Below are 12,787 nucleotides of genomic sequence, written 5' to 3' on the forward strand. Positions count from 1 at the left end.
AATGCTCAATTCTAATGGTTTATATAAAAACTTTTGTCCTATGCGAGGGATAATGACACAATGGTTAGACAGGAAAAAATATAAGGAGAAGTTTCGGGGATACTTCAATGGCGACCATAAGTTATCGCTTATCTGTGTGAACGATGAACAAGAAATAGGCGATGTAGCTACCTGGTTGCTGGAAACTATGCAAGATAAGCAAACGATTGCAAGTGCGGTGTATCATTCGCAAGTCAAGGCTCTAAGACATGGTCTGTTGGAGCAGATTACTCATGAGTTGGGGGCGAGAGATAATTTCCCTAACTATTATAAAAGGGTTGATATATTATCTAAACCTAAAGAATCTCCTCTAATAGTCAACAACTATAATACAGTAGCAGATAAATCATCGGCGGGTAATGACATGCCTATTAGCAATATTGAGCAAACGATAAATACGAACATCCCGGATGAAGCAACCAAATTAATCTTAAAAAAGAGGACGCTATAGATTCTTTACTGTATGAATTCATAGAAGATATAAAAAGAATTGTGCAAAGAAAACGAGCCTTATTGATTTTACTAATCTTTGAAAAAGGTGGTTTAGTAGCTTTTGAACCAGACCATCAATACTGGTTTTTACAGGTTTTTTGTAAAAGGATGAAATCAATAGAGGGCGTCAGGATATGTGTTTTGAATGCAACGGAGTATCGAGCATCTGTTAACTTCGTTATTGACACTCACGATAATATCTCCGGCAAACTTAAGTACACTGAGATGCTTGAAGCAGCTAGTGAACACTTGACATCCTCCAAAGACCCCGCTTCGTTTTGTCTTGGAGCCATGGAGCCGGCTAGTAAAGATATCGATTATTATGAGTTTGCAAAAAGGCTGACCGCTGCCAGGGAGTTTCCTGAATGAATGGACTATCAAGCGTAGAAGTAATAATGAACGTGTTTTCAGAGGAAGTGAAAGAGGCGTTGGAGGTTCTTTGTGTTCCCAACATGCTTGAAGACTCTTTAGCGGAATCTTTATTGCAAAACACGGGCAGGGCCAATGGAAATGCCTCTGCGATTATAAAGAGGTTGCGCTCTTTTCCTATCTGGCACTACAGGACGATACGGACGTGGGCCTTTCATGACGATATCAGACAGTATTGTATCGGCAAACTTAACGGTTCGGGTAAAGACATTCGCACCAAGGTTTTATCCACGCTTAGGGAAAAGAGAAAAGACTTTAAAGATTTCATTGCCTTTGACATTAGCGATTACGATCTGCAAGTTGCCCGATTAGCCTTTACAATTGAAGAGGAAAAACCCAAAGCTGTAGAGGGTATGCGGGCGATATTTGATCTTGCGGCTCAGTATAACGAATCTGAAACTGCCAGGGTTATTGACCTTTACCTTGAAGAGGACATGTCAGCGGCTGAACAAACAGGTGAATCCTTATCGGTCTATGTCCTGATGGCTTTTTTCATGCGTGGTATGTATGCCCACAGGAAAAAGGATCATGACAAGGCGTTGAGGTTTATGATGCCTGTCTGGGAAAAAAGGCACAATACAGTCGCAGGCAGACATGATGCGGCAATAGCGGCGCATATTGTCGGGTTAATATGGAGCAAGGAGCGCAATCGTTGGCAGGAGGCAGAGCGTGCATACAAGAGCAGTCTGACGTTATGCGAAGGCAATGTATTTGATAAGATAAAAGTCTGTACGAGTTTTGGCAAGTTCCTCTTGCGTGATAAAAGGGATTATAGCCGCGCAAGAGAGCACATTGAATTTGCCTTAGAGCATGAAAGAGATGCCAGGTATCGTGAGCAACTGGTGAGCCTGTTTGAAGAATTAGACAGGGCTGAAGACTCAGATTCATAAAAATGAAAACCTGCTTTTTGCAGGCAGGTGGCCGTCACAAGGAAGAGCAATCCCCCTCACTGTCATTGCAATCAACCGCTTCATAACAGATAGTCTTCCGGTAGTGTAACATAATTTCTCAAGGGGAAGTGCATTGGAACCGGAGCGCCTTTTGTTATTGATACGTGATTTGCTATAATATTAAATAATTCATGATTTAAGGAGACTTAAGATTTTAATACCTTAAATTAACATCTGCCTGAGAGGCAAGAGGAGGATGCAATATTAAGATGGAAGGCAAAATTCTTATTGTTGATGATGACAGAATAATCGTTGAGAGCTGTAAGCGTGTGCTGCAGAGCACGAATGTGGAGATTACAGTTACCACCTCTTCAGTGGTTGCAGTTGACCTGATCACAAACAATGAATACGACGTCGTTGTAACGGACATCATGATGCCAGAGCTAGACGGCTTTGAGCTGATCAAACGAATAAAAGAGATAAGACCCGCCACCGGTATCGTGGTCATAACCGGCTATCCAAACCAGCAGAGCATCCAGGACGCCATCCAGATGGGCATCATAGACTATTTGCCCAAGCCCTTTACGCCCAACGTCCTGCACAACACCGTGTCAAAGGCCCTGGAAGTGGCCAGAAAACTCAAGACCTTCGCCCCCGAACCCACAGCCGAAGACGAAACAAAGGCCAAGTCGGACGAAATCAAGACCATCATAAGCAAGTACAAAAACACCCCCGGCAGCCTGATAAACGTCCTGGCCAAGACTCAGGCGTTAATCGGGTACCTTCCGCCATCCGTCCAGAGGCTTATAGCCAAGGGGCTAAAGATACCGGTCAGTGAGGTACACTCGGTTGTTTCGTTCTACCCGTACTTTACGATGAAGGTCAGGGGCAAGCACAACATAAAGGTGTGCATTGGTGCGGCCTGCTATGCCAAGAGGGCAAACGAAATCCTGGCCAAACTAAAGGATACCCTCGACTTCAACGAGGACAACGTCACGCAGGACAGACTGTACTCCTATGAAGAGGTCAGATGCCTGGGGGCATGCGGATTCGCCGCCGTCGTGGAAATAGACAACGACACCCACGGGGCAGTGGAGCCGGAGGGCATCAGCGCACTGCTGGAAAAATATAACTGAGGAGGATTGTTATGCCAAAACTGACCATAGAGGACCTCAACAGAATAAAGGAGACCTACGACGACCCTCTGAAGGGTCATACAAAGTACACCGCCACGCTCTGCGGCGGCTCAGGGTGCAGGGCAAAGGGCAGCCTGAAGGTCAAAGACGCCATTGAAAAACAGGCAACGGCCAAGGGAGGGGATGGTCTGCTTTCGATTCACCTGACGGGGTGTAACGGGTTCTGTGCCCAGGGGCCTGTCATGAAGGTCTACCCAGGTGGGATTTTATACCAGGGGATCAAGGAACAGGACGCCACAGCCATCGTGGATGAACACCTCACTGGCGACAAACCCGTAGAAAAACTCCTCTGCAAGGACAACACAGACCCCAAGGGAAAGGCAACCATTGCCTCGGTAGAGGACGTGCCGTTTTATAAGTTACAGAGTCAACGTGTGCTCAGAAATCGTGGCTTTATAGACCCCGACAACATAAACGAATACATAGCAAAGGACGGCTACATGGCCCTGGTCAAGGCCGTTACACAGATGACCCCCCAGGAGGTTCTACGTGCTATCAAGGACAGCGGTCTGAAGGGACGAGGCGGGGGCGGATTCCCAACCGGTCTGAAGTGGGGACTTGCCGCCGGTACGGATGCTGCCAGGAAGTTCGTCGTCTGTAACGCCGGTCCGATATCGAGGAGCATCGTAGAGATAGACCCGAACCTCATCATAGAGGGCATGGTCATTGCCGCCAGGGCAATAGGGGCCACACAGGGATACGTCTACGTCCGGGAACCTGATAACCTGTTTATCATCAACCGACTCAAGACGACCCTGGCAAAGGCCAGAGAATATGGCTTTATCGGGGAAAACATCTTAAACTCGGGGTTTGACTTTGACATAGAGCTATCCATGGGTGCGGGGACGTTTATATGCGGCGAGGAGACGGCGATGATCAGCTCCATGGAGGGCAGACGTGGCTATCCGACATCCAAGCCGCCCTATCCGGCATACCGTGGCCTGTGGGGGTATCCCACGGCGGTGGACAACGCCGAAACATTTGCCAATGCCCCACAGATAATCCTCAATGGCCCGGAGTGGTTCCGCCGGCTTGGCACTACCGATTCCCCTGGGACAAAGCTATTCACGCTCACAGGCGAGGTAAACACCAATGGCCTCATCGAGGTGGATATGGGGATCACGTTTAAGAGCATTGTCTTTGACATCGGCGGGGGAATGAAGAAAAAGAAACGCTTTAAGGCCCTTGGCATCGGTGGCTCTACGGGCGGGTTTATCCCCGAGGGGATGCTTGACATACAGGCCACATACGAGGACATCGTGAACGCCGGCACAATCATGGGTTCGGGCAACCTCATCGTCATGGACCACAACTCCTGCATGGTCAACACGGCCATGTTTGCGATGGAGTTTGCTACGGCTGAGTCGTGCGGCAAGTGCGTCCCATGCCGCATCGGAACCAAGGTCATGTACGACAAACTGGTACAGATAACCGAAGGGTTTGGTGAAATGAAGGACATCGAAACCCTGGAATCCCTCGCCACGGAGGTCAAACGCACATCGCTGTGCGGCTTTGGCCAAACCAATCCCCTTGCCGTACTGACAACCATAAAGTACTTCGCACAGGAGTACGTCTCCCACATCAGGGACAAGTGGTGTAAGACGGGCAGATGCAAAAAGCTCTCCACCTTCTACATAGACCATAGCGTATGCACCGGTTGTACGTCATGTGCAAGGAAATGCCCACAAAGCGCCATAACGGGCGAAAAGAAGACCCCGCACACGGTCAATCAGGCACTCTGCGTACAGTGCCGCAGTTGCTTTGAGACGTGTACATTTGGAGCGGTCAAGATAGGCGCCAGGAATATGTTTGAGACACAGGAGGTCAAGGCATGATAGAGTTCATTATAGACGATCAAAAGATCACCGCAGAGAAAGACACAACGATCTTAAAGGCCGCACTGGATAACAACATCTATATCCCGCACCTGTGCTGGGACAGACGCTTAAAACCCTTTGGCGGCTGCCGCATGTGTCTGGTTGAGGTGGAGGGACACAGTCGCTTCTTTGCATCGTGCGCAACCCCTGCAGAAAACGGCATGGTCATCCACACGGAAACGGAGGAGATACTAAAGGCCCGCAAGATGGTGCTTGACCTGTTGCTGGTGCATCACCCGCTGGATTGTCCCGTGTGTGACAAGGCCGGCAACTGTCAACTGCAAGACCTGGCCTACAAGTATGGCCCCAGTGTAAGCAGGTTCGTGGGGGAGAAAAACAATGCCCCTGAGGACATCACAAACCCACTGATAGAGCGAAACCCCAACCGGTGTATTACCTGTGGCCGATGTGTCAAGGTCTGCTGGGAGCACCAGGGCGTGGGGGCTATTAATTTCATTGGCAGGGGGTTTGACACCAAGATCAGTCCACCCTTTGAGGAGACCCTCAACTGTGAGTTCTGCGGGCAGTGCATCGACAGTTGTCCGGTGGGGGCGCTTGGAAACAAGCCCTTCAGGCACAGGGCCAGGGCCTGGTTTTTGGAACACAAGCACAACATCTGCCCATACTGTGCCGTTGGTTGTACCATCCGTTTTGATATCAGAGAGGGCAAGATACTCAACGCCCAGGGTGATGAACTCAAGGGCATAAACAAGGGCGACCTGTGTGCAAAAGGCAGGTACGGCTTTGACTTTATATATGCGGTAAACAGACTGAAAACCCCCATGCTCAGAAAGGACGGCGAACTCAAACCATGCACATGGGAAGAGGCGGCGTATTTTGTCGCACGACGCCTGCGCCAGATCATTAGTGAAAAGGGTCCCGACAAGATTGGTGCCATAGGCTCGCCCAGGTGCTCCAACGAGGACAACTACATGCTCCAGAAGTTCATGCGTGAGGTGGTGGGCACAAACAACATAGACTCCTCGGCTGCCTTTGGCTATGGCAAGATACAGAGGGCCATCGATATGACCTTTGGCCTGAGCAATCTTGCCGTTGATCACAACAGCCCGTTGAACAAGGACGTTATCCTTCTGTTTGAGTCCGATGTGACCTCCACGCATCCGATTTGGGGGCTGAAGTTCATAGAGGCGCGTCAGAAGGGGTCACACCTGATCGTGGCTGACCCCAGGGAGACCAAGATATCGCGCCATGCACAGACCTGGTTGCGGATAAGGCCCGGTACGTCGCAGGCACTTGCCTATGGTATCATGAAGCTGGCCGCCGACGAAGGATTGCCGGCAAGGATTCAGATGCCAAGCGGCATTGGCAACTACGAGGCGATGCTGAGGGTCATACAGGACTTCACCCCGGAGGTGGTATCGGAGATCACAGGCATTGGTACGGCGGAGTTCATTGATGCGGCCATGTTGTTTATCAATGCCGCAAAACGCCTTGTGGTGATGAGCGTCTGTCCGGCGGATAATAACAAGGGGATAAACACGGCCATAGCCGTGTCAAATCTGGTAATGTTTATGGGTGATGGCCCTGCGGCGTTGCAGATGCCGGCAGAGTATTCCAACACGTTTGGTATTTGGAAAATGGGTGTGACCCCAGACTATCTGCCAGGGTACAGGAAGATCGAGGACAAACCCGGCAAGGGCTTGTTTAAGATGCTCTACGAACCGGACCAGATCAGCGCCCTGTACATCATGGGCGAAGACCCGTTGATCGCCTTCCCCGACCTCAAGAAGCTGGAGCAGACCTTTGACAACCTAGACCTCGTCGTGGTTCAGGACATCAGGTTGACGGAGACGTCGCGCTATGCCCATGTTGTGTTGCCGGCAACCAGTTGGGCTGAAAAGGATGGCACCTTTATCAGCTCCTCCGGGCAGAGTCAGAAGGTCTACAAGATCGTGTCACCCGCCGGGGAGGCCATCCCGGACTGGCAGATATTCAGAAACCTCTACAGGGTAATGCACGTACCCACAAAGATTGATAGCCTGAAGTCATTGCAGGATGAAATAGCCGCTCTTGGCATCCAGCCTGGCAGCGGAGCCGTATCCCCTGGCATGAATCAGAAGTGGAACTACGTCCCGATGCCGTTTAATCTCCCACGGGATGCCAACTATCCCCTTACGATGGTAACGGGCAATCTCATGCAGCACTCCGGTGCCTTGTCGGTGATGTCAAAGAGCCTGACACACGTAATATCCGACGCATTTATTCAGATAAGCGAAGAGGACGCTATCAAGTATAAGCTGGAAGATGGCAACCAGGTGCGGATACACTCGGCCAATGGCGTGGCTATGACCAAGGTACGTGTCACGGATGAGTTGCCGGAGGGGATGCTCTTTGCCCCCATACACTTCAAGCACGGCAGGGTAAACGAGCTCACCTATGCAAACGAGGACGGCACCATATCACCGGTCAACGTCAACATCGAGCTTATTGTCGGTTCTTAAGGAAAGAAGGGAGGCGGCTCCGCCCCTCCCTCAGACCCACCCCGCAAGGGGACCAGTCCCCTTGACCCCATTATTTTGTCAGTCAAATATCATGCCTGAAAAAACCTGCGTCATTTTAGGATACGTTTTTTTGTATTCAGGCAACCCAAAGATGAACTTAAACCTGAAAAACTCTGGTCTGTGCAGAGTAAATGTCTTGTAATCATCTGTGTTTACTGATAATTCCAAGGTGGTGAAGGTGTGTGGCCGCGTAAACAAGATGACGATTCCAGTGCTGGTACTAAAAATCTTATATTCCCTCAGAGGCACCATTGTTTTATGATTACTAACAAGCTTTACTACGTTGCCGCTATCCCCCCATGGCCATCCTGATATATAAAACCCGTTAGATAGTTCCGGGTAGTTGAATGTTACCTTAAGTACAGTCTTATCTCCGCCTGTATATCTTATTACAGGGCTTAAATTGCCTCTATGTAGGCGTAGTTCAGAGGTCGTGTCTAGTGTATATATGTCACATTTGCGATCAATTTTTATCACACTCAGTTTTATAGACAAGACTACCAGTAGCGGCAATATCAGCAAAAAAGAAAATCCTGTCCATGGCATCTCCCTCCAGGCATACCTGACCGTCAGCCAGGCAAACAATGCCCACAACGGAAATGTCCAGTTTATATAATGTATAACCAGATACTTAAATATGGTTGAGTAATCACAGTCATTGTAGGGGATGTAAAACAACAGGGGGAGTAACAGTGATGCTACTAAAACAAGAATTTTCCAGCTATATCTCTTCAACGCATAGATCAAACCAGGCAAGATAATCACATACCACGGAAAATAACCCAGCAGACTGCCATAAGATAATCCACTAAACGAGTACGACTCAACAAAGATCATGTAAGCCTTATAAAACACGTTACTGAAACTGAACCCTCCTCCGCTGACAGCCGTAAGGTAGGGGGTGAGCACATAGCTGCCATAAAATAACTTATTGAAGACAAGTACCCCCACGAGCAAGGGCAAAAAAGACAGAATTGCCGTTATGAGCCTTGAGGGTATCTCCGTCTTACTTTCAACATTGATTATGCTGAACAAAAAAAACGGCACAACGAACAAGATATCACTTGGCCGGCACAGAAATATTATGGTGCCACAGATATATGAGACAACCACGTTGACAACCTTGTATTGCCGCAACAACAGGAGATATATGATCACATATGTAAGGGCATGTGTTGGGATTGTGCTCCATGGGACAAGCAGATTTACCAGTATGCTTTTATGTAAAAAAATTGTAACAAAGACCAATATTATCGATTCATTTCTCGGTATAAACTTAACGTATATGTGATATAACGAAACAATTATCACAATCAGGAAGAAGATGTTTGGTATCAACATAGGATGTAGCGGCATGAGCTTGTAAAATATAGCCCCCATAGCCGGATACCCGATGGGATAGAAATGGGATTCCATGCCAAAATCAAGCATTGCAAATGCAGCGATGCTCTTTATATACAGACTCTGGTCCCACCACCCCCACCACCCCGGTTGAGACGTTGTAGGCATCGATGGACACAGAAAATATGCCACGAGATACAAAGCAATCATGCCGGTAATGACGGCTATATCCCAATAGTGTTTCTTATTATTAGCTTGTGATATCAATGTGCTTAGTTTGTGATAAGTACTTGGACAAAAGTTTGGGTAGCAGTCCAACCAACCGTGTGTAATGCAGCCTGCAATCATCTTGCACGATAAGGGCACGGGGCATGTTCACTTCCACTTGCTCCTGAAGAAGAGCACGCCGCCCAGACACACGACGGCATTGATGGCGATTGTCTTTTGTATACCGATGCCCTGAGCCATGGTGCCCATAAAGGCGGCTCCAAGTGGGGCCATCCCCAGAAACATCATCGTATAGATGCTCATTACGCGTCCTCTGAGTTCATCCCTGGTCTTCAACTGTACGTAGCTGTTTGCCGTGGCCAGAAAGCTGACCATGCTAAAACCCATCACGCACAGAGACGCCAGCGATAAGATAAAGTTGCCGCTTATGGCAAATATAAACAGTACAAACGGAAAAATAACGCTGGTAAAGGACATGTATGAACGCTTTTTGGAAATATCCCCCTTAAAGGCAATGATGACACCCGCAAGGGCCGAACCGAAACCAACTGCCGACATCATGTATCCATATCCCCTGGCACCGGAGCCAAACACGCCATCTGCAAACACCGGCAGAAACTGTGAAAACGGTATCCCAAACAGACTGAACACCGTCACAGTGAGTATGATATACAGGATGCGTCTGTGTTGCCCGATAAAGGCCATGACATCGGCAAAGTCCCTGACGACTCCGTTTGACTTCCCGACCTGTATGTCTTGCCTTAATTGGATTCTCCACAGGGCGTATATAACGGGCAGGAAGCTAAACACGTTTATGTAAAAGCAGAGGGCCACACCATAATATTCTATGACAATGCCGGAAATAAATGGCCCTATTACCCTGGCCGAATGAAACATCGTTGCGTTAAGTGCGACTGCATTGAGGAGGTTTTCTCTGCCGGTGATTTCGATGATGAAGCTCTGGCGCACTGGTATGTCTATTGAGTTTACGATTCCGAGGATGGCAGCAACGGCCAGTATCAGCCATATGTTTGTGACCCTGTGATAGGCGATGACGGTGAGCAGTGCGGCGGGAACTATGGATAGCGCCTGTGTGGCAATAAGGACGTTTCGCTTTTTGAATCTGTCCGCTATGAGACCACCGATGAGGGTGAAAAACAACACCGGCAGCGAAAGAGCCAATGCCGTCAATCCCAGATAAAACGACGACTTCGTTATCGAGTAGACAAGCCACCCAAGGGCCGTCTGTTGCATCCACGTGCCAATGAGAGATATCGACTGGCCCATGAAAAACAGCCTGAAGTCTCTTACACGAAGGGCCGAGAACCGATAAACCGTCACACAGCCTATTTTAAAGAAAACATCAAAATCACGAAAAAGAAGGGAGTCAGGCGTTGCCCTGCAAGTACAATCTCAACTGGGCTACCGAGTCGGAGTGCTTGATATGCTCCCTGAACTTATCCAGTCTGTCTATATCATCAATGGTTCTAACCATGTCCATGAGTTCAAGTCCTTCAGGGCCATATTTAATCTCAAGCATTCCTTCTATCCCTTTGAGTTCGCCTTCCACTCTGCCTTCCATTCTGCCTTTGAGTTCACCCTTTACGAAGACATCCTTAAATACTTCGTACTCATCAAGATCAATCGTTATCGGCATGTTCAGTACCTCCTGTTTTACCTTATAGACCAAATTTCTTAATCCGGCAAGATACAACAACTTTCTGATATAGTTTTCCATTTCCCTGGGCGACAGCAGGGAGAACTTAACAAGAATCCTCTTTATGGTGCCATCTATATCGTCGGTTGTGCATAAAATGGCCAATACGTTATCATCCGGGTCATCGCTGTCAATGAGCTTATTGCCATCAAGGTTGCGCACGTCTACCAATCTGTAATTATATCTGTTTAATCCGGACTCCATGGTACTCTTCATGTTTAGTGGCTTATTGCCAACATATAAGACGATTTGTATTGGTAATCTCTTGTGCTGGTTGTATATAAGTGCGGAGTAGAGGTACATGCGTTCCAACATCATACTATCATTTGTCGATTGTATCTCTATCTGGATTATTTCACCATCCGGCGTCTCAATTACGATATCGGCCTCCCTTGTCTGAATATCAGGGAATTGGACGTCGATGAATTTACCTGTATCATACCCGGTCAGCAGCTTCAGAAAAGTCCGCGGTACATCTTTGATGATGTCCTTTAATGCTATATCAAATTTCTGGTACATAACTGTATGGTAACAACCTCTGAGTGTTGCTGTCAAGTTATGTTGTGCCGTAAAACCCCTGTAGGGCTTTTTTTTTGCGACAAGGCTATATTTGTGTATGTTGGTCTGTCGCCTGAGCTGGTTTGAGACCGAGTGCGTTAATCAGTTCGATATCCTCTGCGGGTGGCCTGCCGCGCGTTGTGAGGTAGTTACCGATCAACAGGCCATCGGCACCGGCCATGAATATAAACGAGTTACACTGTCCCAGTGTCTGCATTCTCCCTCCGCATATACGTATCTCTCTGGCGGGCAGCATAAATCTGTGCAGACTTATGATCTTGAGTGCCTCAATGGGGCTTAGTGGGGTACGGTTGCCCATTGCGGTACCTTTTACGGGGGTCAGGAAGTTGACGGGCACCGAGTCTGCCTCAATGCAGTCAAGCACCCTTGCCATATCGATCCTGTCCTGCCACGACTCACCCAGTCCAAATATCCCCCCCGAACACAACGACAAACCCGCCTCTTTAACAGCACCGATGGTACCGAGCTTGTCCTTAAAGGTGTGTGTGGTGCATATCCGACTAAAAAATGCCTCGGAGGACTCTATGTTATGGTGATACCTGTGCAGGCCGGCATCTTTGAGCATAGTGAGGGCATCCGTATCGATAAGCCCCAACGTGGCACATGGCAATATCCCCATGGCGCTGATCCCCCTGACCATCTCTGCAATGTCAACAAGGTCATCATCCGATACCGCCCTGCCTCCGGTAACCAGGCAGAATCGTCCCGCACCGCTGTCCTTAGCGGCCTGGGCAGTCATAAGCACCTCCTCCTTGTCCCTTAAGGGGTATCGTTCGATGTCGGCATCACTGTTGATGGCTTGGGCGCAAAAGGCACAGTCCTCTGAACAACCCCCTGAGATAACTCCCTTGATTGAGCAGAGGTCTACGGTGTCTTTTCTGTAAAACTGTCTTATATCGTTGGCACAGTTAAACAACTCATAGACGTCCTGCCCCTCCGTGTGGGCAATAGTCAATGCCTCGGTATCAGTTAATCTCTTACCTGCCAGTACCTTATCCCTCAGTGTCGGCATCTGTGTCATAGTCTATTTTACACCGACTGTCACTTGGATAACAACCCGCCTTAGGGCAATCGTATTTGATCGTAAGAGAGAGGAAGGGGCGGCTCCGCTTCTTTGTCGCTCCAGGAGGCCCCGGCTCAATGCGCTCCTGGCCCCCTTCAGAACCCCCTGCAAGGGGACCAGCACCCTTGACTCCATTTTACCATGCTTTTTTTAGAACAAACCCTTCTTTAACATAAATCCTGATAATCCCAATTGTCGGACAGCTCCTTACAGTCGCCGGGCCGTTAAATCGTGATTCAGACATATTTGATTGTAGAAATTGTAATGTGACATTATCGTAATAGTTCAGCCCCCTAATAAGAAAAAAAGAAAGGGGCGGCTCCGCCCCCCTTCAGAACCCCCTGCAAGGGGGCCAGCCCCCTTGACCCCTTCTTACCTTGTTGACATTGGGTTGATTATACACAACATTTCAAT

At 48.6% G+C, this 12,787-nt stretch carries 10 protein-coding genes; 6 read left to right on the plus strand and 4 right to left on the minus strand.

Translation table 11 applies throughout. From position 1 onward, the window contains the following. From HWQ67_RS05325 to HWQ67_RS05350, 6 genes are all read left to right on the plus strand, one after another. Window positions 1-490 (plus strand): hypothetical protein (locus tag HWQ67_RS05325; RefSeq protein WP_218251614.1); only part of this gene is annotated, 490 nt, incomplete at its 5' end. A 149-nt stretch (window positions 491-639) separates the two neighbouring features. After that, window positions 640-900, plus strand: coding sequence for a hypothetical protein (locus HWQ67_RS05330; protein WP_218251615.1), 261 nt, complete (start codon window positions 640-642; stop codon window positions 898-900). After that, window positions 897-1,850: a hypothetical protein gene (locus tag HWQ67_RS05335; RefSeq protein ID WP_218251616.1), complete on the plus strand. Its 954-nt coding sequence runs from the start codon at window positions 897-899 to the stop codon at window positions 1,848-1,850. Before HWQ67_RS05330 ends, HWQ67_RS05335 begins: the two co-directional genes overlap by 4 nt. Window positions 1,851-2,119: 269 nt before the next feature. Next, entirely contained in the window at window positions 2,120-2,986 is an 867-nt protein-coding gene (locus tag HWQ67_RS05340; RefSeq protein WP_218251617.1) for an NAD(P)H-dependent oxidoreductase subunit E, read from the plus strand. 11 nt (window positions 2,987-2,997) lie between these two features. Continuing rightward, the gene (locus HWQ67_RS05345) at window positions 2,998-4,881 is read left to right on the plus strand and encodes an NADH-ubiquinone oxidoreductase-F iron-sulfur binding region domain-containing protein (RefSeq protein ID WP_218251618.1); all 1,884 of its coding nucleotides are present in this window, start codon (window positions 2,998-3,000) and stop codon (window positions 4,879-4,881) included. Beyond that, entirely contained in the window at window positions 4,878-7,385 is a 2,508-nt protein-coding gene (locus HWQ67_RS05350) for a molybdopterin-dependent oxidoreductase (protein ID WP_218251619.1), read from the plus strand. Before HWQ67_RS05345 ends, HWQ67_RS05350 begins: the two co-directional genes overlap by 4 nt. A gap of 78 nt (window positions 7,386-7,463) precedes the next feature. Here the strand turns inward: HWQ67_RS05350 and HWQ67_RS05355 are convergent, their stop codons facing one another. The 4 genes from HWQ67_RS05355 to bioB all read right to left on the minus strand — a co-directional run bounded on the left by HWQ67_RS05355 (window position 7,464) and on the right by bioB (window position 12,331). Next, window positions 7,464-9,053, minus strand: a complete 1,590-nt coding sequence (locus HWQ67_RS05355) for a hypothetical protein (RefSeq protein WP_218251620.1) — start codon at window positions 9,051-9,053, stop codon at window positions 7,464-7,466. A gap of 108 nt (window positions 9,054-9,161) precedes the next feature. Further along, window positions 9,162-10,355: an MFS transporter gene (locus HWQ67_RS05360; RefSeq protein WP_218251621.1), complete on the minus strand. Its 1,194-nt coding sequence runs from the start codon at window positions 10,353-10,355 to the stop codon at window positions 9,162-9,164. A 46-nt stretch (window positions 10,356-10,401) separates the two neighbouring features. Then, on the minus strand, window positions 10,402-11,250 hold the full coding sequence (locus HWQ67_RS05365; RefSeq protein WP_218251622.1) for a hypothetical protein: 849 nt from the start codon (window positions 11,248-11,250) through the stop codon (window positions 10,402-10,404). Window positions 11,251-11,335: 85 nt separating this feature from the next. Beyond that, the gene (gene bioB, locus HWQ67_RS05370; RefSeq protein ID WP_218251623.1) at window positions 11,336-12,331 is read right to left on the minus strand and encodes a biotin synthase BioB; all 996 of its coding nucleotides are present in this window, start codon (window positions 12,329-12,331) and stop codon (window positions 11,336-11,338) included. Between the last annotated feature and the right edge of the window lie 456 nt (window positions 12,332-12,787).

This window comes from Candidatus Magnetobacterium casense, from assembly GCF_019173545.1.
GTDB lineage: Bacteria > Nitrospirota > Thermodesulfovibrionia > Thermodesulfovibrionales > Magnetobacteriaceae > Magnetobacterium > Magnetobacterium cryptolimnobacter.